Annotated in this window: 31 protein-coding genes; all 31 read right to left on the minus strand. The window is 65.7% G+C overall.

All coding sequences use genetic code 11. The features are described from left to right. Position 1: 1 nt before the first annotated feature. The 31 genes from truA to rplC all read right to left on the minus strand — a co-directional run bounded on the left by truA (position 2) and on the right by rplC (position 17,505). Complete coding sequence (gene truA, locus H7F30_RS14215) at positions 2-838, minus strand: tRNA pseudouridine(38-40) synthase TruA (RefSeq protein WP_187035879.1); 837 nt, start codon at positions 836-838, stop codon at positions 2-4. A gap of 105 nt (positions 839-943) precedes the next feature. Next, positions 944-1,414: a 50S ribosomal protein L17 gene (gene rplQ / locus H7F30_RS14220; protein ID WP_187035880.1), complete on the minus strand. Its 471-nt coding sequence runs from the start codon at positions 1,412-1,414 to the stop codon at positions 944-946. Positions 1,415-1,474: 60 nt separating this feature from the next. After that, entirely contained in the window at positions 1,475-2,494 is a 1,020-nt protein-coding gene (locus H7F30_RS14225) for a DNA-directed RNA polymerase subunit alpha (RefSeq protein ID WP_047310368.1), read from the minus strand. Between the two features lie 155 nt (positions 2,495-2,649). Next, on the minus strand, positions 2,650-3,198 hold the full coding sequence (gene rpsD, locus H7F30_RS14230; RefSeq protein WP_255464878.1) for a 30S ribosomal protein S4: 549 nt from the start codon (positions 3,196-3,198) through the stop codon (positions 2,650-2,652). A gap of 108 nt (positions 3,199-3,306) precedes the next feature. Beyond that, positions 3,307-3,714, minus strand: coding sequence for a 30S ribosomal protein S11 (rpsK, locus tag H7F30_RS14235; protein WP_047310370.1), 408 nt, complete (start codon positions 3,712-3,714; stop codon positions 3,307-3,309). 65 nt (positions 3,715-3,779) lie between these two features. Next, positions 3,780-4,154, minus strand: coding sequence for a 30S ribosomal protein S13 (rpsM, locus tag H7F30_RS14240; protein WP_047310371.1), 375 nt, complete (start codon positions 4,152-4,154; stop codon positions 3,780-3,782). A 280-nt stretch (positions 4,155-4,434) separates the two neighbouring features. Continuing rightward, the gene (gene rpmJ, locus H7F30_RS14245; protein WP_007928044.1) at positions 4,435-4,548 is read right to left on the minus strand and encodes a 50S ribosomal protein L36; all 114 of its coding nucleotides are present in this window, start codon (positions 4,546-4,548) and stop codon (positions 4,435-4,437) included. Between the two features lie 89 nt (positions 4,549-4,637). Further along, positions 4,638-4,859: a translation initiation factor IF-1 gene (gene infA, locus H7F30_RS14250; RefSeq protein ID WP_006946284.1), complete on the minus strand. Its 222-nt coding sequence runs from the start codon at positions 4,857-4,859 to the stop codon at positions 4,638-4,640. A 191-nt stretch (positions 4,860-5,050) separates the two neighbouring features. Then, positions 5,051-5,968, minus strand: a complete 918-nt coding sequence (locus tag H7F30_RS14255) for a M24 family metallopeptidase (RefSeq protein ID WP_187035882.1) — start codon at positions 5,966-5,968, stop codon at positions 5,051-5,053. Continuing rightward, on the minus strand, positions 5,968-6,546 hold the full coding sequence (locus tag H7F30_RS14260) for an adenylate kinase (RefSeq protein ID WP_047310373.1): 579 nt from the start codon (positions 6,544-6,546) through the stop codon (positions 5,968-5,970). Before H7F30_RS14260 ends, H7F30_RS14255 begins: the two co-directional genes overlap by 1 nt. Continuing rightward, on the minus strand, positions 6,546-7,859 hold the full coding sequence (gene secY, locus H7F30_RS14265; protein WP_187035884.1) for a preprotein translocase subunit SecY: 1,314 nt from the start codon (positions 7,857-7,859) through the stop codon (positions 6,546-6,548). The genes H7F30_RS14260 and secY overlap by 1 nt, the downstream gene beginning before the upstream one ends. A gap of 218 nt (positions 7,860-8,077) precedes the next feature. Continuing rightward, positions 8,078-8,548 (minus strand): 50S ribosomal protein L15, encoded by a 471-nt coding sequence (gene rplO / locus H7F30_RS14270; protein ID WP_047310375.1) that lies wholly within the window; start codon positions 8,546-8,548, stop codon positions 8,078-8,080. 2 nt (positions 8,549-8,550) lie between these two features. Continuing rightward, the gene (rpmD, locus tag H7F30_RS14275; protein WP_047310376.1) at positions 8,551-8,733 is read right to left on the minus strand and encodes a 50S ribosomal protein L30; all 183 of its coding nucleotides are present in this window, start codon (positions 8,731-8,733) and stop codon (positions 8,551-8,553) included. Further along, a complete protein-coding gene (gene rpsE / locus H7F30_RS14280) occupies positions 8,733-9,380 on the minus strand; it encodes a 30S ribosomal protein S5 (RefSeq protein WP_047310377.1) in 648 nt (215 codons plus the stop codon). Before rpsE ends, rpmD begins: the two co-directional genes overlap by 1 nt. Before the next feature lie 37 nt (positions 9,381-9,417). Continuing rightward, positions 9,418-9,792, minus strand: a complete 375-nt coding sequence (gene rplR, locus H7F30_RS14285; RefSeq protein ID WP_187035886.1) for a 50S ribosomal protein L18 — start codon at positions 9,790-9,792, stop codon at positions 9,418-9,420. 3 nt (positions 9,793-9,795) lie between these two features. Further along, positions 9,796-10,335 (minus strand): 50S ribosomal protein L6, encoded by a 540-nt coding sequence (gene rplF, locus H7F30_RS14290; RefSeq protein ID WP_118912233.1) that lies wholly within the window; start codon positions 10,333-10,335, stop codon positions 9,796-9,798. Positions 10,336-10,358: 23 nt separating this feature from the next. After that, the gene (gene rpsH / locus H7F30_RS14295) at positions 10,359-10,757 is read right to left on the minus strand and encodes a 30S ribosomal protein S8 (RefSeq protein WP_047310380.1); all 399 of its coding nucleotides are present in this window, start codon (positions 10,755-10,757) and stop codon (positions 10,359-10,361) included. Between the two features lie 85 nt (positions 10,758-10,842). After that, positions 10,843-11,028, minus strand: coding sequence for a type Z 30S ribosomal protein S14 (locus H7F30_RS14300; RefSeq protein WP_047310381.1), 186 nt, complete (start codon positions 11,026-11,028; stop codon positions 10,843-10,845). 2 nt (positions 11,029-11,030) lie between these two features. Beyond that, a complete protein-coding gene (rplE, locus tag H7F30_RS14305) occupies positions 11,031-11,594 on the minus strand; it encodes a 50S ribosomal protein L5 (protein WP_047310382.1) in 564 nt (187 codons plus the stop codon). Next, positions 11,594-11,956, minus strand: a complete 363-nt coding sequence (gene rplX / locus H7F30_RS14310; RefSeq protein WP_047310383.1) for a 50S ribosomal protein L24 — start codon at positions 11,954-11,956, stop codon at positions 11,594-11,596. Before rplX ends, rplE begins: the two co-directional genes overlap by 1 nt. Positions 11,957-11,959: 3 nt before the next feature. Continuing rightward, positions 11,960-12,328 (minus strand): 50S ribosomal protein L14, encoded by a 369-nt coding sequence (rplN, locus tag H7F30_RS14315; protein WP_006946197.1) that lies wholly within the window; start codon positions 12,326-12,328, stop codon positions 11,960-11,962. Positions 12,329-12,519: 191 nt separating this feature from the next. Continuing rightward, the gene (gene rpsQ, locus H7F30_RS14320) at positions 12,520-12,810 is read right to left on the minus strand and encodes a 30S ribosomal protein S17 (RefSeq protein ID WP_047310384.1); all 291 of its coding nucleotides are present in this window, start codon (positions 12,808-12,810) and stop codon (positions 12,520-12,522) included. Between the two features lie 2 nt (positions 12,811-12,812). Then, positions 12,813-13,049: a 50S ribosomal protein L29 gene (gene rpmC, locus H7F30_RS14325; RefSeq protein ID WP_047310385.1), complete on the minus strand. Its 237-nt coding sequence runs from the start codon at positions 13,047-13,049 to the stop codon at positions 12,813-12,815. After that, positions 13,049-13,468, minus strand: coding sequence for a 50S ribosomal protein L16 (gene rplP / locus H7F30_RS14330; protein WP_047310386.1), 420 nt, complete (start codon positions 13,466-13,468; stop codon positions 13,049-13,051). Before rplP ends, rpmC begins: the two co-directional genes overlap by 1 nt. Further along, positions 13,468-14,298: a 30S ribosomal protein S3 gene (gene rpsC, locus H7F30_RS14335; protein WP_047310387.1), complete on the minus strand. Its 831-nt coding sequence runs from the start codon at positions 14,296-14,298 to the stop codon at positions 13,468-13,470. Before rpsC ends, rplP begins: the two co-directional genes overlap by 1 nt. Next, positions 14,298-14,666: a 50S ribosomal protein L22 gene (gene rplV, locus H7F30_RS14340; protein ID WP_187038116.1), complete on the minus strand. Its 369-nt coding sequence runs from the start codon at positions 14,664-14,666 to the stop codon at positions 14,298-14,300. Before rplV ends, rpsC begins: the two co-directional genes overlap by 1 nt. A 47-nt stretch (positions 14,667-14,713) precedes the next feature. Beyond that, positions 14,714-14,995 (minus strand): 30S ribosomal protein S19, encoded by a 282-nt coding sequence (gene rpsS, locus H7F30_RS14345; RefSeq protein WP_047310389.1) that lies wholly within the window; start codon positions 14,993-14,995, stop codon positions 14,714-14,716. Positions 14,996-15,010: 15 nt separating this feature from the next. Then, complete coding sequence (gene rplB / locus H7F30_RS14350; RefSeq protein WP_187035888.1) at positions 15,011-15,847, minus strand: 50S ribosomal protein L2; 837 nt, start codon at positions 15,845-15,847, stop codon at positions 15,011-15,013. Positions 15,848-15,899: 52 nt separating this feature from the next. Next, positions 15,900-16,199, minus strand: a complete 300-nt coding sequence (gene rplW, locus H7F30_RS14355) for a 50S ribosomal protein L23 (RefSeq protein ID WP_187035890.1) — start codon at positions 16,197-16,199, stop codon at positions 15,900-15,902. Beyond that, positions 16,196-16,846 carry a 50S ribosomal protein L4 gene (rplD, locus tag H7F30_RS14360; protein WP_187035891.1) on the minus strand — a complete coding sequence of 217 codons (651 nt, stop codon included), beginning with the start codon at positions 16,844-16,846 and terminating at the stop codon, positions 16,196-16,198. Before rplD ends, rplW begins: the two co-directional genes overlap by 4 nt. 2 nt (positions 16,847-16,848) lie before the next feature. Then, on the minus strand, positions 16,849-17,505 hold the full coding sequence (rplC, locus tag H7F30_RS14365; protein WP_118912237.1) for a 50S ribosomal protein L3: 657 nt from the start codon (positions 17,503-17,505) through the stop codon (positions 16,849-16,851).

Below are 17,505 nucleotides of genomic sequence, written 5' to 3' on the forward strand. Positions count from 1 at the left end.
CTCAGTCGTGCGGCAGCTCGCGCATGACACGCGACGCCTCCGCGCGCGCTGCCCACTCCTCGGCCGGCGGGTACGAGACCTCCTCGAGGCACAAGCCGTGCGCCGGCATGACGACGACGCCCGGGTCACGACGGCCGGACGTCATCACCTCGCGTGGCCAGCCGACATCCCTGCGCCCCTCCCCCACAGGCACGACCGCGCCGACGAGGGCCCGCACCATCGAGTGGCAGAAGGCATCGGCCTCGATCCGCCCGACGACGACACCCTCGTCGTCCCGGCTCCAGCCGTAGTGCAGGAGAGTGCGAATCGTCGTGGCTCCCTCGCGCTTCTTGCAGAACGCCGCGAAGTCGTTCAGCCCGACGAGTCGCGCGGCTGCCTCGTTCATGGCCTCGACGTCAAGGCCCCGCTTCACGACGACCGTGTCGTGGCGGCGCAACGGGTCGAGCTGCTCCGGTCGGTCGAGGATGCGATACGAATAGCGCCGCTGTGTCGCCGAGAAGCGCGCGTCGAAGTCTTCGGAGACGCTCGCCACGCGTCGCACGACGACATCACGCGCGAGAACTCCGTTGAGCCGGGTGACGAGCCCCTCGGCGGGCGTGCGATCGCTGCGTCCCGGAAGACGCTCAGCCACCACCTGGTCGAGGTCGACGTGGCAGACGCCCCCACGGCCGTGGACACCGGCATCCGTCCGGCCGGCCACGGTGAGCTTGAGGCCGGCGACACGGCACACCGTCTCGAGGGCCGAGGTCAGTTCACCCTCGACCGTCCTGCGCCCCGGCTGCGCCGCCCACCCGCTGAACTCGGTGCCGTCGTAGGCGAAGTCGATCCGAAAGCGCATGGGCGAAAGCCTACCGACAACGACGGAGCCCACCCGACCTCCGAAGAGGAAGGGTGGGCTCCGTCCGAGATGATCACCGCAAGGCGGGAATCACGAGCGTGACGCTCAGGCCTCGTCGACCTTCTGAGCCTCAGTCGCGGCCGGAGCGGCCTGCTCGCCCTTGGCCGCACGCTGCGTGGCAGCCTCGGCCTCCTTGACCGTCGACTGCTTGGCGGAGTAGGCCTCACGCACGAGCTCGATGACGACCATGGGGGCGTTGTCGCCCTTACGGGGAGCGATCTTGGTGATACGCGTGTAACCACCCGGACGCTCGGCCATGTCGGGCGCGATCTCCGTGAAGAGGCGGTGGACGACGCCCTTGTCGCCGATCGAACGCATGACGCGACGACGCGAGGCGAGGTCACCGCGCTTGGCGAACGACACGAGGCGCTCGGCGTACGGACGCAGGCGCTTGGCCTTGGCTTCCGTCGTCGTGATGCGGTCGTGGGCGAACAGCTGCGTGGCCATGTTGGCCAGGATCAGCCGCTGGTGCGCCGGGCTACCGCCGAGGCGGGCACCCTTCGTGGGGGTAGGCATGTGTTTCTCCTTGGTCTACCGGTCCGCTCCGAGTGGGCTCGGAGCGATCCGAAAAGCTGCTCAGTACTGCTCGTCCTCGGCGAGGTCCGCGCCGTCGGCGTCCTCGTCGTAGCGGTCGGCGATGACGCTGGCGTCGAACCCGGGCGGGCTGTCCTTCAGCTGGAGGCCCATGTCACGGAGCTTGTCGGCGACCTCGTGGATCGACTTCGAACCGAAGTTACGAATGTCGAGCAGGTCGGCCTCGCTGCGGGACACGAGTTCACCCACGGTGTGGATGCCCTCGCGCTTGAGGCAGTTGTAGGAGCGGACGGTGAGGTCGAGGTCCTCGATCGGCAGAGCCAGGTCCGCGGCGAGCGCGGCGTCGGTCGGCGACGGGCCCATGTCGATGCCCTCGGCCTCGACGTTGAGCTCACGGGCCAGACCGAACAGCTCGACGAGCGTCGAACCAGCCGAAGCCATGGCGTCACGCGGAGCCATCGAGTTCTTCGTCTCGACGTCGACGATGAGCTTGTCGAAGTCGGTGCGCTGCTCGACTCGCGTGGCCTCGACCTTGTAGGTCACGGCCAGCACGGGCGAGTAGATGGAGTCGACCGGGATGCGGCCGATCTCCTGCTCCGCCGACTTGTTCAGCGCTGCCGAGACGTAACCGCGGCCGCGCTCGACCGTCAGCTCCATCTCGATGTTGCCCTTGTCGTTGAGCGTGGCGATCTCGAGGTCCGGGTTGTGCACCTCGACACCGGCCGGGGGCGCGATGTCAGCGGCGGTGACCACTCCGGGGCCCTGCTTGCGCAGGTACATCACCACGGGCTCGTCGTGCTCCGAGGAGACGACCAGACCCTTGATGTTGAGGATGACCTCGGTGACGTCTTCCTTGACGCCCGGGATCGTCGAGAACTCGTGCTGCACACCGTCGATGCGAAGGCTGGTGACGGCGGCACCGGGGATGCTCGAGAGCAGGGTGCGACGCAGGGAGTTGCCGAGCGTGTAGCCGAAGCCCGGCTCCAGGGGCTCGATGACGAACCGCGAACGGCTCTCGGAGACAACTTCCTCCGACAGGGTGGGGCGCTGTGCGATGAGCACTGTCGATGTCCTTTCCTACGGCGACCGCTATTTGACGCCGGGTGAACGAGCAGGAATCGAGTCCTGCGCCGGAACGAGCTCTGTCTCTCGAACCGGCCGGTGGACGGCGGCGGGCGCACTGGGTGCGGCCTGCCGCCGTCCGACGTGAAGAAGGATCAGTTCTTCGAGTAGAGCTCGACGATGAGCTGCTCGGTGAGCTGGCTGTCGATCTGCTCACGGGTCGGCAGCTGGTGGATGAGCACCTGCAGCGTGCCGGGCACGACGTGCAGCCACGCCGGAACCGGACGCTCGCCGAACGTCTCGCGAGCGAGCTGGATCGGGAAGGCCTCGCGCGACTTCTCACGGACCGTGATGATGTCGTACTGCTCCACGCGGTAGGACGGAACGTCGACGCGCTTGCCGTTGACCTCGAAGTGACCGTGCGTCACGAGCTGACGAGCGGCACGACGGGTGCGGGCAAGGCCTGCGCGGTAGATGACGTTGTCGAGGCGGGACTCGAGGATGACGAGCAGGTTCTCACCGGTCTTACCGGGACGGCGCGCGGCCTCCTTGTAGTAACGGATGAACTGCTTCTCCATGACGCCGTAGGTGAAGCGAGCCTTCTGCTTCTCCTGCAGCTGGTGGAGGTACTCCTTCTCCTGGACCGCGGCCGCGGCCGTGCTGTCCGGGCGGGAAGGGGCGCATCTCGAAGTTCTTGTCGCCACCGACGAGGTCGGTCTTGAGTCGACGCGACTTCTTGGTGATCGGGCCGGTGTAACGGGCCATGGTGGGTTGTCTCCTAGTTCGTCAGGAAGGTCGTGCGGATCTGGTGATCAGACGCGACGACGCTTGGGCGGGCGGACGCCGTTGTGCGGCGTGGGCGTGACATCGCTGATCGCGCCGACCTCGAGGCCGGTTGCGGTGAGCGAGCGGATGGCGGTCTCACGACCGGAACCCGGGCCCTTGACGAAGACGTCGACCTTGCGCATGCCGTGGTCCATGGCACGACGCGCGGCGGCCTCGGCGGCCATCTGCGCTGCGTAGGGGGTCGACTTGCGGGAGCCCTTGAAGCCAACCTGGCCCGCGGACGCCCACGAAATCACGGCACCGGTGGGGTCCGTGATGGAAACGATGGTGTTGTTGAACGTGCTCTTGATGTGGGCCTGGCCCGCAGCAACGTTCTTCTTCTCCTTGCGGCGCACCTTCTTGGCGCCCGCGGCCGTACGGCTCTTGGGAGGCATAGTTCGAATCTCCTGTTTCGACGCTCGTTAGAGGAAGTAGTCGTGCTCAGCGTGAGCTGAGTGACTTACTTGGCCTTCTTCTTGCCGGCCACGGTGCGCTTCGGACCCTTGCGGGTACGAGCGTTCGTCTTGGTGCGCTGACCGTGCACGGGCAGGCCACGGCGGTGGCGCAGACCCTCGTAGCTACCGATCTCGACCTTGCGGCGGATGTCGGCGGCGATTTCACGGCGCAGGTCACCTTCGAGGCGGAAGCTGGCCTCGAGGTGGTCACGCAACTTGACGAGATCTTCCTCGGTGAGGTCGCGGACACGGGTGTCCGGGTTGACGCCGGTTGCTGCCAGCGTCTCCTGAGCGCGGGTGCGTCCGACGCCGAAGATGTACGTGAGGCCGACCTCGACGCGCTTCTCGCGCGGCAGGTCGACACCGATGAGACGTGCCATGAGTTCTCCTGAATCATGAGCGGAGGTCTGGAGCAACACCGGTCCCGCTATGGCGTGAACCCCGTTGCCGATGTCGGCGGGTCCGCGGGTCCCCGGCCTCCGCGCCGGGGGTGACGTCCACTGGCGTGTCTCGTGAACAGATCGCTGTTTCCATCGCTCTGATGAGATCTCGACGACGATCCGCGTGCGGATCTCGTCAGAGCCCAGTGGGGCCGGGTGCTGCAGTTGTTTTTGCTGCGTCCTGTGGAAGACGCTGCGAGCAAGATGCTCTAGGGGATGATCAGCCCTGGCGCTGCTTGTGGCGCAGGTTGTCGCAGATCACCATGACGCGCCCGTTACGGCGAATCACCTTGCACTTGTCGCAGATCTTCTTGACGCTCGGCTGAACCTTCATCTGCCTGCTGTCTTGTCGATCGCGCCCCTGACACGCGAGCCGCGCTGCATCCGCGAGGGAGCAGCGCGCCGGCCAGGGACTGGGTTGAATCAGCGGTAACGGAAAACGATACGGCCGCGGGTCAGGTCGTACGGCGAGAGCTCCACCACGACCCGGTCCTCAGGGAGGATTCGGATGTAGTGCTGACGCATCTTGCCCGAGATGTGTGCGAGCACCTTGTGACCGTTCGTCAACTCGACCCGGAACATTGCGTTCGGGAGAGCCTCGACGATCGTGCCCTCGATCTCGATGACACCGTCCTTCTTGGCCATGTCCTCCGCATTTCGCTGAGCGATCCCACCCCGGTTGGGTGTGATCTCGTGCAGGTCCGCGACACGCCGTGACCCAGGTTCGGGAAGGGTGTGACAAGCAGACCGTTCACCAGTCTACGATCAGCGTCCGCCATCCCCAAATCGGGGACGGCGGGCGCCGAGGCACACGCCTGCGAAGGCACACGGACACCTCAGTCGTCGAGCCCTCCGTAGAGGTCGCCGAGCGCGCTGCGCCCGCCGTCGTGCGCGGTGAGAACCCACAGGCCGCGCTCGGTGACGGCGACCGTGTGCTCGAAGTGGGCGGCGAGCGAGCCGTCGTCGGTCTTGACCGTCCAGCCGTCGTCGAGTTCGTGGGTCTCGTACGTTCCGAGCGTCACCATCGGCTCGACGGCGACAACCAGGCCGGTCTCGACCTTCGGCAGCCGCTCCGAGACTGCTTCGTTGTAGACCGTCGGCTCCTGGTGCAACTCGCGCCCGACGCCGTGGCCCGTGTACCCGTCGACGATCTCGAAGTCGGCCAGTTCGGCGTACCCCGTGCGCAGGGCGGCTTCGACCTGGGAGCCGACGTCGTTGAGGCGCTTGCCAGCGGCAAGGGCTCGAATGCCGGCCCACATCGAACCTTCGGTCGCGAGGACGAGGGAACGCACGGCATCGCCCCCGGCGGCCGCGATCAGCCCTGCTTCGTCGAGGTGGGGGTCCTCCCCCGCGTGACGAGCCGCCACCCGTGCGGCGCCGGCCGGGTTGTCGTCGCTCGCGCCGACGACGAACGTCAGCGCGGAGTCGCCGTGCCAGCCGTCGACGATCGCACCGCAGTCGAGGGAGACGACGTCGCCCTCGCTCAGGACCCGGGGCCCGGGGATGCCGTGAACAACCTCGTCGTTGACCGAGATGCACAAGGTGGCCGGGAAGCCGTGGTAGCCGAGGAAGGAGGGCGTGACGCCACGCTCACGCATGTGGTCGTGGGCGACGGCGTCGACGTCCTGCGTCGTCATGCCGGGACGGGCGGCGAGCGCGGACGCACGAAGCGCCGAGCCGGTCACGAGACCGGCCCGGCGCATCGCGCGGATGTCGTCGCTCGACTTCAGGGGAAGGCGAGTGCGTCCGAACATCAGCGTGCCGAGGAAACCTGATCGAGCGCGGCGTTGATGCGAGCCTCGACCTCGTCCATGGAACCCATGCCGTCGATCTGCACGAGCATCCCGCGTTGCGTGTACGCCTCCGCGAGCGGTGCAGTCTCACGCACGTACAGCTCCTGGCGCTCGCGAATCACTTCTTCGGTGTCATCGCTACGACCCGAGGTCTCGGCGCGCTTGACGAGTCGCTGCACGACTTCCTCCGCGTCGACCGTGAGCTCGAGGACGGCGTCGAGCGCCTCACCTTTCTCCGCGAGCATGGCGTCGAGAGCGTCCACCTGGTTCGCCGTGCGGGGGTAGCCGTCGAGGAGGAAGCCGGCCTTCGCGTCGTCCTCGGCCAGACGGTTCTTGACGATCTCGTTGGTGATCTCGTCCGTGACGTAACCGCCCGAGGCGAGGATGTCCTTCACCTTGAGACCGAGCTCGGTCTCGTTCTTGATGTTCGCCCGGAAGATGTCACCGGTCGAGATGTGCGGGATACCGCGTCCGGCCGCGAGTCGCTCGGCCTGAGTTCCCTTGCCGGCCCCGGGAGGGCCGAGAATGATGAGTCGCATTATCGGAGGAACCCTTCGTAGTTGTGCTGCTGGAGCTTGGAGTCGACCTGCTTGACGGTCTCGAGACCCACACCGACGAGGATGAGGATCGACGCGCCACCGAACGGGAAGTTCTGGTTCGCGTTGACGAGCGCGAGGGCGATGAGCGGAATGAGCGCAAGCACCGCGATGTAGATGGCACCCACCGTCGTGATGCGGTTCAGCACGTAGCTGAGGTACTTCGCCGTCGAGGATCCGGCGCGCACGCCCGGGATGAAGCTGCCGGCCTGTTTGAGGTTGTCGGCAACCTCGTCGGGCTGGTACGTGATCGAGACGTAGAAGAACGTGAAGAACACGATGAGCACCGTGTACACGGCCATGTACAGCGGGTGGTCGCCTCGCGCGAAGTAGGTGTTGATGATCTCCACCCACTTCGGCGGGTTGGTCGAAGATCCCTGGAACTGCGCGACGAGCATGGGCAACGAGAGCAACGACGTCGCGAAGATGATCGGGATGACGTTGGCCATGTTGACCTTGAGCGGGATGTACGTCGTCGTCCCGCCGTAGGAACGGCGACCGATCATGCGCTTGGCGTACTGCACCGGAATGCGACGCTGGCTGTTCTCGACGAAGACGACGGCCGTGGTGATGGCCAAACCCATGACGACGACGATGAGGAACTTGCCCCAACCCTGATCGCGGATCGCCCAGATGCTCTGCGGCACGCTGGCGGCGACGGCGGTGAGGATGAGCAGCGACATTCCGTTGCCGATTCCACGCTCCGTGACCTGCTCACCGAGCCACATGATGAGGCCCGTGGCCGCCGTGAGCGTGATGATCATGATGAGGATCGTCGGGATCGAGTCGTCCGGCATGATCGTCGAACACGTCGCCGGCGAGCCACCCAGGATCGAGGACGGGTTGCGGGCCGCCGTGATGAGCGTCGAGCTCTGCAACAGAGCGAGAGCGATCGTCAGATAACGCGTGTACTGCGTCATCTTGGCCTGGCCGCTCTGGCCTTCCTTCTTCAACTGCTCGAAGCGGGGAATGACCACGGTGAGCAACTGAACGATGATGCTCGCGGTGATGTACGGCATGATGCCGAGCGCGAAGATCGACAGCTGGAGCAGCGCGCCACCGGAGAACAGGTTGGCCAGGCCGAGGAGGTTGCCCGATCCGGTAGCCGCCTCCTGGCACTTCTTCACCAGGTCGAAGCTGATGCCGGGCGTCGGAATGTGCGACCCGAGCCGGAACAGCGCCATGATGGCCAGCGTGAACAGGATCTTGTTCCGCAGTTCGGGCGTCCGGAAGGCGCGTCCAAAACTGGTGAGCACTACAACCTCCTGCGCCACGCGCTTACGTGGCAGGTGTTTGGATCGATCCGTCGGGCCAGGAAGCCGTCAGGTGAGTTCGCGACTCGGGCGCGGGTACGCCGGGCGCAAGCATCAACGGATGAACGATACCTGTCCGTTCCCCCGTAATGCGAAGAACCCCGGCCCGGGCGGTCACATCGTGACTCCCCCGGACCGGGGTTCATCGGTCGAACAGTGCGTCACTCAGCGGTGACGGAACCGCCGGCGGCCTCGATCTTCTCCTTGGCCGAAGCCGAGAACTTCTGGGCCGTGACGTTCACCTTGACGGTGATGTCACCGGTGCCGAGCACCTTGACCGGCTGGCCCTTGCGGACCGCACCCTTTTCGACGAGCGCAGCGACGTCGACGTCGCCACCGTTCGGGAAGAGAGCCGAGATCTTGTCCAGGTTCACAACCTGGTACTCGACCTTGAACGGGTTCTTGAAGCCGCGGAGCTTGGGCAGACGCATGTGCAGCGGCGTCTGGCCACCCTCGAAGCGGGCGGGAACCTGGTAACGAGCCTTCGTACCCTTGGTACCACGGCCTGCGGTCTTACCCTTCGAGCCCTCACCGCGACCGACACGGGTCTTCGCGGTCTTGGCTCCCGGGGCGGGACGCAGGTTGTGGATCTTCAGGGTCGAACCGCCCGTAGCTGCCTTGGTGTCAGCCATTGTCAGTCAACCTCCTCGACGGTCACGAGGTGCGCGACCGCGCGGACCATGCCACGGAACTCGGGGCGGTCCTCCTTGACGACCGTGTGGCCGATGCGCTTGAGGCCCAGCGAACGCAGGGTCTCGCGGTGCTGCGGCTTGCCACCGATCTCGGAACGGATCTGGGTCACCTGGAGCTTAGCCATCACGCATCAGCTCCTGCCGACATCGCGTGCTGCATCGCTGCCGGGGCAACCGCGTCGAGCGGCAGACCACGGCGGGCGGCGACAGCCTCCGGACGCTCGAGACCCTTGAGGGCCGCGACCGTCGCGTGGACGATGTTGATCGAGTTCGACGAACCCAGGGACTTCGACAGGACGTCGTGGATACCTGCGCACTCGAGCACGGCGCGAACCGGACCACCGGCGATGACACCGGTACCCGGCGAAGCCGGCTTCAGCAGGACGACGCCTGCGGCGTCCTCACCCTGGACGGGGTGCGGGATGGTGCCCTGGATGCGCGGGACGCGGAAGAAGTTCTTCTTCGCCTCCTCGACACCCTTGGCGATGGCGGCCGGAACTTCCTTGGCCTTGCCGTATCCGACACCCACGGTGCCGTCACCGTCACCGACGACCACGAGGGCGGTGAAGCTGAAGCGACGACCACCCTTCACGACCTTGGCGACACGGTTGATGGTGACGACGTTCTCGACGTACTGGTTGCGCTCTTCCTCGCGACCGCGGCCACGGCCGCCGTCACGACGACCGCCGTCACGACGGTTGTCACGCTGGTTGTTGTCGCGCTCGCCGCCCGTCTGAGCGGTACCGGCGCCTCGACGCTGGGGTCCAGCCATCAGACATTCCTCTTCTCGGCGTTGTTCTTGTTGGTCATCACAGGCTCAGGCCACCCTCGCGGGCACCGTCGGCGATCGCGGCGACGCGACCGGCGTACCGGTTACCACCACGGTCGAAGACGACGGCCTCGATGCCGGCAGCCTTCGCGCGCTCGGCGACGAGCTCACCGACCTTGCGGGCCTTGGCGGACTTGTCACCGTCGAAGGTGCGCAGGTCGGCTTCCATGGTGGAAGCGGACGCAACCGTCTTACCGACGGTGTCGTCGACGACCTGGACGAAGACGTGACGGCTGGAACGCGAGACGACCAGACGGGGACGGACAGCCGTACCCGTGACCTTCTTGCGCAGACGCAGGTGGCGACGGCCACGAGCTGCGGACTTGGACGAAGAACGCTTGACGATCTTTGCCATGGCTTACTTACCAGCCTTTCCGACCTTGCGGCGGATGTGCTCGCCTTCGTAGCGGACACCCTTCGCCTTGTACGGGTCGGGCTTGCGCAGCTTGCGAATGTTGGCCGAGATCTCGCCGACGAGCTGCTTGTCGATACCGGAGACCGAGAAGCGCGTGGGGTTCTCGACGGCGAAGGTGATGCCCTCGGGCGCCTTGACGAGAATCGGGTGCGAGTAACCCAGAGCGAACTCCAGGTCGCTGCCCTTGGCCGTGACGCGGTAACCCGTGCCGTGGATCTCGAGCTTCTTGGTGTAGCCGTCGGTGACACCGACGACCATGTTGTTGATGAGGCTACGCGTGAGGCCGTGACGCGAGCGCGAGTCGCGCTCGTCGTTCGGACGCGTCACCTCGACGGAACCGTCCTCGCCCTTGGCGACGGTGATCGGCGCGGGAACCGTCAGGTCGAGGGTGCCCTTGGGGCCCTTCACCGTGACGTCCTGGCCGTCGATGGTCACCTCGACACCGGACGGGACAGGAACCGGGAGACGTCCAATACGTGACATCTGTTTCTCCTCCTAATTCCTGATTACCAGACGTAGGCGAGGACTTCCCCGCCCACACCCTTCGCGGCTGCCTGCTTGTCGGTCAGGAGGCCGGACGACGTGGAAATGATGGCAACGCCGAGGCCACCGAGAACCCGCGGGAGGTTCGTGGACTTGGCGTACACGCGAAGACCGGGCTTCGACACGCGACGCACGCCGGCGATGGCGCGCTCACGGTTCGGGCCGTACTTCAGGTTGATCGTGAGCGTCTTTCCGACGCGGGCGTCCTCGACGGTCCAGCCGGCGATGTAACCCTCGCGCTCGAGAATCTCAGCGATGTGGGACTTCAGCTTCGAAAACGGCATGGACGTCGAGTCGTGGTGCGCCGAGTTGGCGTTCCGGACTCGCGTCAACATGTCCGCGATCGGGTCGGTCATGGTCATTGGGCTTCTCCGCCCTTCCTCACCGGGGTTTCAACCAGTCCTGGTCGACCTACGGTGTAGAGAGAATTGTGGGAGTTGTGAGTTCTTACCAGCTGGACTTGGTGACGCCGGGCAGCTCGCCGGCGTGCGCCATTTCCCGCAGGCAGATACGGCAGAGGCCGAACTTGCGGTAAACCGAGTGCGGACGGCCACAGCGCTGGCAGCGCGTGTAGGCACGGACGCCGAACTTCGGCTTCTTGTTCGCCTTGTTGATCAGTGCGGTCTTCGCCATCGTCACTTCTCCTTGAACGGGAATCCGAGGGCGCGCAGCAGGGCGCGGCCTTCGTCGTCGTTGGCGGCCGTGGTCACAACGGTGATGTCCATGCCGCGCACGCGGTCGATCTTGTCCTGGTCGATCTCGTGGAACATCGACTGCTCGTTCAGACCGAACGTGTAGTTGCCGTTGCCGTCGAACTGCTTCGGCGACAGGCCGCGGAAGTCACGGATACGCGGGAGCGCAACCGAGACCAGACGGTCGAGGAACTCCCACATGCGGTCGCCACGCAGCGTGACGTGCGCACCGATGGGCATACCCTCGCGCAGCTTGAACTGAGCGATGGACTTGCGCGCTTTGGTGACGGCCGGCTTCTGACCGGTGATCGCCTCGAGGTCGCGGATGGCGCCCTCGATCAGCTTGCTGTCCTTCGCGGCGTCGCCGACACCCATGTTGACGACGACCTTGACGACACCCGGAACCTGCATCGCGTTGGCGAAGTTGAACTCGCCCTGCAGCTGGCCCTTGATCTCGTCGGCGTAGCGCGTCTTGAGACGCGGGGTGGTCTTGGTGGTCTCAGACATCACAGGTCCTTACCGGAACGCACGGCCACGCGGGTACGCACGTTCTTGGTCTTGCCGTCGCGCTCGACCTGCTCGACGCGGGTGCGCACACGGGTGGGCTTGTTCGTCTCAGGGTCGACCAGGGCCACGTTCGAGACGTGGATCGGCGCCTCGACGACCGTGAGGCCGCCGGTGCCGGCACCGGGCTGACCGGCCTTGACGTGCTTCGTGACGCGGTTGATGCCCTCGACGAGGACTCGCTGCGTCTCCGGGAACACGGCAATGACCTTGCCCTGCTTGCCCTTGTCGCCACCGTTCTTCTCGGAACGGCCGCTGATGACCTGGACGAGGTCGTTCTTCTTGATCTTCATCTTGGCCGCCATGGTTCAGAGCACCTCCGGGGCAAGCGAAATGATCTTCATGAACTTCTTGTCGCGCAGCTCGCGCCCGACCGGGCCGAAGATGCGCGTACCACGCGGGTCGCCGTCGCCCTTGAGGATGACGGCCGCGTTCTCGTCGAAGCGAATGTAGGAGCCGTCTGCACGACGGCGTTCCTTCTTGGTGCGAACGATGACGGCCTTGACGACGTCACCCTTCTTGACGTTGCCACCGGGGATGGCGTCCTTGACGGTGGCCACGATGGTGTCACCGATGCCGGCGTACCGACGGCCAGAGCCGCCGAGCACGCGGATGCACAGGATCTCCTTGGCACCGGTGTTGTCGGCGACACGAAGTCGCGACTCCTGCTGAATCACAGTTTCTACTCCTGTCGTCTCACTGGTTCTCGCCCTACCTGAGCGAGCCTTGCGGAACGTTTAATGGTCTCATACCGGCCCGCACAGCCAAAAACCGGGGTAATCTGCGCCCTCCCACGGGGGACGAGCAGGCTCGTCTCCCGTGGTGTGCGTGGCTCAGAACTGCCCCGGCTCCGGCTGTGCCATCCGGCTTACTTGGCGCGCTCGAGGATCTCGACGATGCGCCAGCGCTTGGTTGCCGACAGCGGGCGGGTCTCCATGATGAGCACGCGGTCGCCGATACCGGCGCTGTTCTGCTCGTCGTGGGCCTTGACCTTGCTGCTACGGCGCATGACCTTGCCGTAGAGCGCGTGCTTGACGCGGTCCTCGACCTCGACGACGACCGTCTTGTCCATCTTGTCGCTGACGACGTAGCCCTGGCGCGTCTTGCGGTAGTTACGCTCGGCGCTCTCGCTCACGGCGGTCTCCTGCTTGTCGTTCATCTTCAGCCAACCTTCTCGTCACGGCCGATGTTGAGCTCGCGCTCACGCATCTCCGTGTAGATACGCGCGATGTCCGTGCGGACGGAACGCAGACGTGCCGAGCTCTCGAGCTGGCCGGTAGCCGACTGGAAGCGCAGGTTGAAGAGTTCCTTCTTCGCCTCTGCGAGCTTCGTAGCCAGCACCTCGTCCGTCATCTCGCGCAGTGCCTGCGGCTGCAGGTCCTCCGAACCCTTGGCCATCAGATGTCACCACCTTCACGCGCGACGAAGCGGCACTTCATCGGCAGCTTGTGCATCGCCAGGCGCATGGCCTCACGAGCAACTTCTTCGGACACACCGTTGACCTCGAACATGACGCGGCCCGGCTTGACGTTGGCGACCCACCACTCCGGCGAACCCTTACCGGAACCCATGCGGGTTTCGGCCGGCTTCTTCGTGAGCGGACGGTCCGGGTAGATGTTGATCCACACCTTTCCGCCACGCTTCATGTAGCGCGTCATGGCGATACGAGCGGACTCGATCTGACGGTTGGTGACGTAGGCCGGCTCGAGAGCCTGGATGCCGTAGTCGCCGAACGTCACCTCGGTGCCGCCCTTGGCCATACCAGTACGCTTCGGGTGGTGCTGCTTGCGGTGCTTAACACGACGGGGAATAAGCATCAGGCTTCAGCTCCCTCGGTCTTCGGGGCGGACTCGGTGGTCTCGGTGGCCACGTCGTTCGCCTGTGCGGTCTGCTCCGAACGCTGGCCGCGACCGCGACCGCGCTCTCCACGCTCACCGCGGGGACCGTCGCCACGACGACCGCGCTGCGGACGCTGCGGGGCGGCGGCCTGCTCGCGAGCGAGCTCCTTGGCCGTCAGGTCACCCTTGTAGATCCAGACCTTGACGCCGATGCGACCGAACGTCGTCTTGGCCTCGAAGAAGCCGTAATCGATGTTCGCGCGCAGCGTGTGCAGCGGCACACGACCCTCGCGGTAGAACTCCGAACGGCTCATCTCTGCGCCGCCCAGACGGCCGGAGCACTGGACACGGATGCCCTTGGCGCCGGCGCGCTGTGCGGACTGGATGCCCTTGCGCATCGCGCGTCGGAAGGACACGCGGGCCGAGAGCTGCTCGGCGATGCCCTGGGCGACGAGCTGAGCGTCGGCCTCGGGGTTCTTGACCTCGAGGATGTTCAGCTGGACCTGCTTGCCCGTGAGCTTCTCCAGGCGACCGCGCAGGCGGTCGGCCTCGGCGCCGCGGCGACCGATGACGATGCCCGGGCGAGCGGTGTGGATGTCGACGCGAACGCGGTCACGCGTGCGCTCGATGTCGACGCGGGCGATGCCGGCGCGCTCCATGCCCTCCGAGAGGAGCTTGCGGATCGCGACGTCTTCCTTGACGTAGTCGCTGTAGCGCTGACCCGGCTTGGTCGAGTCGGCGAACCAGCGGCTCTTGTGCTCGGTGGTGATACCGAGGCGGAAACCGTTCGGGTTGATCTTCTGACCCATCAGCGGTTACCTCCCTTCGAGTCGCGCTCGCCCACAACGATCGTGATGTGGCTCGTGCGCTTGAGGATGCGGCTTGCGCGACCCTGAGCGCGCGGACGGAATCGCTTCATGGTCGGACCCTCGTCGACGAACGCTGTCGTGACGACCAGCGCGTTCTCGTCGAAGGCCGCGGAGTTCTTGTCCGCCGTGAATCGTGCGTTCGCAATGGCGCTGTTGAGCGTCTTGAGAACCGGCTCGCTGGCCGCCTGCGGAGCGAACTGCAGCAGCGCGATCGCGTCAGCGGCCTGCTTGCCACGGATCATGTCCACGACGCGGCGGGCCTTCATCGGCGTTACGCGGACGTGCCGCGCCTGCGCCTTGGCTTCCATCGCTGTCCCTTTACTTTCGTCAGTCATGGTGGAGTACCCCCGCCGCGTCAGCGACGGCGACCCTTCTTGTCGTCCTTCTCGTGACCCTTGAAGGTACGAGTAGGAGCGAACTCACCCAGCTTGTGGCCGACCATGCTCTCGGTCACGAAGACCGGGACGTGCTTGCGGCCGTCGTGCACGGCCAGGGTGTGGCCGAGCATGTCCGGGGTGATCATCGAGCGGCGCGACCACGTCTTGATGACGTTCTGCGTGCCGGCGGCGTTCTGGGCTTCGACCTTCTTCGCGAGGTGATCGTCGACGAAGGGGCCCTTCTTGAGGCTACGAGGCATTTCGAAAGGCTCCTATCAGCGCTTCTTGCCAGTGCGACGGCGACGCACGATGAGCTTGTCGCTGTCCTTGTTCGGGCGGCGGGTGCGGCCTTCCTTCTGGCCCCACGGGCTGACGGGGTTACGACCACCAGAGGTCTTACCCTCACCACCACCGTGCGGGTGGTCCACCGGGTTCATGGCGACACCGCGGACGGTCGGGCGCTTGCCCTTCCAACGCATGCGGCCGGCCTTGCCCCAGTTGATGTTGCTTTGCTCGGCGTTGCCCACCTCGCCGATCGTCGCGCGGCAGCGGACGTCGACGTTGCGGATCTCACCGGAGGGCATACGCAGCTGGGCGTAGGGGCCGTCCTTGGCGACGAGCTGAACGCGAACACCCGCGGAACGGGCGATCTTCGCGCCACCGCCGGGGCGGAGCTCGACGCAGTGGATGACCGTACCGACGGGGATGTGACGCATCGGCAGGTTGTTACCCGGCTTGATGTCGGCCTCGGGGCCGTTCTCGATGCGGTCACCCTGCTTCAGGCGGTTCGGCGCAACGATGTAGCGCTTCTCGCCGTCGGCGTAGTGAAGCAGCGCGATGCGGGCGGTGCGGTTGGGGTCGTACTCGATGTGAGCGACCTTGGCCGGGATACCGTCCTTGTCCGCGCGGCGGAAATCGATCACACGGTAGGCGCGCTTGTGGCCACCACCGATGTGACGGGTCGTGATACGACCGGAAGCGTTGCGGCCACCGGTCTTGGAGAGCGGGCGCACCAGCGACTTCTCGGGCGTGGAGCGAGTGATCTCGACGAAGTCGGCCACACTCGAGCCACGACGACCGGGGGTCGTGGGCTTGTACTTGCGAATAGCCATGGGTCTAAGTCGTCCTCAGTCTTGGATTGATTCGGCGATCGTCATCTGTTGGTCAGGAAGCCTGACCGAAGATGTCGATGTTGCCTTCCGTGAGCGAGACGATGGCGCGCTTGCTGTCCTTGCGCTTACCCATGCCGAAACGCGTACGGCGCGTCTTGCCCTTGCGGTTCAGCGTGTGCACCGAAGCGACCTTGACGTCGAAGATCTGCTCGATGGCGATCTTGATCTCCGTCTTGTTCGCACGGGGGTCAACGATGAACGTGTACTTGCCTTCGTCGAGGAGCGCGTAGGACTTCTCCGACACCACCGGCTTGATGATGACGTCGCGCGGGTCCTTGTTCAGCGAGCTCACTTGGCCTCCTCCTTCACCTGTGCAGCGCCACCGGAGACGAAGCCGTCGAGGGCGGCCTTCGTGAACACGATGTCGTCGGCGCACAGCACGTCGTACGTGTTGAGCTGGTCGGCCCACAGAACGTGAACGTTCGGCAGGTTGCGAACGCTGAGCTCGGAGACCGAGTCGAAGCGGTCGATGACGACGAGCAGGTTCTTGCGGTCGGACAGCGACGCGAGGAACTTCGCGGCGGCCTTCGTCGACGGGGTCTCGCCCGCGACGACCGACTCGAGAACGTGGATGCGCTCGAAGCGTGCACGGTCCGACAGGGCGCCACGCAGAGCGGCGGCCTTCATCTTCTTGGGCGTGCGCTGGCTGTAGTCACGCGGCTGCGGGCCGTGGACGGTGCCACCGCCGGCGAACTGCGGCGCGCGGGTCGAGCCCTGGCGGGCGCGACCGGTGCCCTTCTGGCGGTAAGGCTTGCGGCCACCGCCGCGGACCATGCCGCGGGTCTTGGTGGCGTGAGTGCCCTGACGAGCTGCTGCGAGCTGAGCCACCACGACCTGGTGGATCAGCGGCACGTTGGTGACAACGTCGAAGATGTCAGCCGGCAGTTCGACAGAACCGGACTTCTTGCCCTCAGGGCTCAGGATGTCAACGGTAGTCATGCTCAGGCTCCCTTGAGTGCCGTACGCACGAGAACGACAGCGCCCGCGGGGCCGGGAACGGCACCCTTGATGAGCAGCAGACCCTTCTCGGCGTCAACGGCGTGGATCTGGAGGTTCTGGGTGGTCTGGCGAACGCCGCCCATGCGACCGGCCATACGCATGCCCTTGAAGACACGACCCGGCGTGGCGCAGCCACCAATCGAGCCCGGCTTGCGGTGGTTACGGTGCGCACCGTGCGAGGCCGAGACACCGGCGAAGCCGTGACGCTTCATGACACCGGCGAAACCCTTGCCCTTGGTGCGGCCGACGACGTCGACCTTCTGGCCGGCCTCGAAAGCCTCGGCCGTGATCTCCTGGCCGAGCGAGTACTCGCCGGCGTCGGAGGTACGCAGTTCGGCCAGGTGACGACGCGGCGTGACGCCGGCCTTCTCGAAGTGGCCGGTCAGCGGCTTGGTGACCTTGCGCGGGTCGATCTGGCCGTAGCCGATCTGGACCGCGTTGTAGCCGTCGGCGTCAGCGTTACGGACCTGCGTGACGACGCAGGGGCCGACGGCGACGACCGTGACGGGGACGAGGCGGTTGTCGGCGTCCCAGACCTGGGTCATGCCGAGCTTCTCGCCGAGGAGCCCCTTCACGGAGCGCTCAGTGGTTGCAGTCAT

This window comes from Dermacoccus sp. PAMC28757, assembly GCF_014302635.1.
Lineage (GTDB): Bacteria > Actinomycetota > Actinomycetes > Actinomycetales > Dermatophilaceae > Dermacoccus > Dermacoccus abyssi.

Coding starts and splice junctions, on each gene's coding strand:
- rpsE (WP_047310377.1), bottom strand. CDS start 9,380: ATGGCTGGACCCCAGCGTCGAGGCGCCGGTACCGCTCAGACGGGCGGC.
- H7F30_RS14260 (WP_047310373.1), bottom strand. CDS start 6,546: ATGCGACTCATCATTCTCGGCCCTCCCGGGGCCGGCAAGGGAACTCAG.
- rplR (WP_187035886.1), bottom strand. CDS start 9,792: ATGGCAAAGATCGTCAAGCGTTCTTCGTCCAAGTCCGCAGCTCGTGGC.
- rplF (WP_118912233.1), bottom strand. CDS start 10,335: ATGTCACGTATTGGACGTCTCCCGGTTCCTGTCCCGTCCGGTGTCGAG.
- rplP (WP_047310386.1), bottom strand. CDS start 13,468: ATGCTTATTCCCCGTCGTGTTAAGCACCGCAAGCAGCACCACCCGAAG.
- H7F30_RS14300 (WP_047310381.1), bottom strand. CDS start 11,028: ATGGCGAAGACCGCACTGATCAACAAGGCGAACAAGAAGCCGAAGTTC.
- rpsM (WP_047310371.1), bottom strand. CDS start 4,154: ATGGCACGTCTCATCGGTGTCGACCTGCCGCGCGAGAAGCGCGTCGAG.
- rpmJ (WP_007928044.1), bottom strand. CDS start 4,548: ATGAAGGTTCAGCCGAGCGTCAAGAAGATCTGCGACAAGTGCAAGGTG.
- rplC (WP_118912237.1), bottom strand. CDS start 17,505: ATGACTGCAACCACTGAGCGCTCCGTGAAGGGGCTCCTCGGCGAGAAG.
- infA (WP_006946284.1), bottom strand. CDS start 4,859: ATGGCCAAGAAGGACGGTGTCATCGAGATCGAGGGCACGATCGTCGAG.
- rpsS (WP_047310389.1), bottom strand. CDS start 14,995: ATGCCTCGTAGCCTCAAGAAGGGCCCCTTCGTCGACGATCACCTCGCG.
- rpmC (WP_047310385.1), bottom strand. CDS start 13,049: ATGGCCAAGGGTTCGGAGGACCTGCAGCCGCAGGCACTGCGCGAGATG.
- rpmD (WP_047310376.1), bottom strand. CDS start 8,733: ATGGCTAAGCTCCAGGTGACCCAGATCCGTTCCGAGATCGGTGGCAAG.
- truA (WP_187035879.1), bottom strand. CDS start 838: ATGCGCTTTCGGATCGACTTCGCCTACGACGGCACCGAGTTCAGCGGG.
- rpsQ (WP_047310384.1), bottom strand. CDS start 12,810: ATGAACGACAAGCAGGAGACCGCCGTGAGCGAGAGCGCCGAGCGTAAC.
- H7F30_RS14255 (WP_187035882.1), bottom strand. CDS start 5,968: ATGTTCGGACGCACTCGCCTTCCCCTGAAGTCGAGCGACGACATCCGC.
- rplX (WP_047310383.1), bottom strand. CDS start 11,956: ATGGCGGCCAAGATGAAGATCAAGAAGAACGACCTCGTCCAGGTCATC.
- rplB (WP_187035888.1), bottom strand. CDS start 15,847: ATGGCTATTCGCAAGTACAAGCCCACGACCCCCGGTCGTCGTGGCTCG.
- rplQ (WP_187035880.1), bottom strand. CDS start 1,414: ATGCCTACCCCCACGAAGGGTGCCCGCCTCGGCGGTAGCCCGGCGCAC.
- rplO (WP_047310375.1), bottom strand. CDS start 8,548: ATGGCTGACACCAAGGCAGCTACGGGCGGTTCGACCCTGAAGATCCAC.
- rplE (WP_047310382.1), bottom strand. CDS start 11,594: ATGTCTGAGACCACCAAGACCACCCCGCGTCTCAAGACGCGCTACGCC.
- rplV (WP_187038116.1), bottom strand. CDS start 14,666: ATGGAAGCCAAGGCGCAGGCGCGGCACGTCCGCGTAACGCCGATGAAG.
- rpsH (WP_047310380.1), bottom strand. CDS start 10,757: ATGACCATGACCGACCCGATCGCGGACATGTTGACGCGAGTCCGGAAC.
- rpsC (WP_047310387.1), bottom strand. CDS start 14,298: ATGGGTCAGAAGATCAACCCGAACGGTTTCCGCCTCGGTATCACCACC.
- rpsK (WP_047310370.1), bottom strand. CDS start 3,714: ATGCCTCCCAAGAGCCGTACGGCCGCGGGCGCCAAGAAGGTGCGCCGC.
- rplD (WP_187035891.1), bottom strand. CDS start 16,846: ATGACTACCGTTGACATCCTGAGCCCTGAGGGCAAGAAGTCCGGTTCT.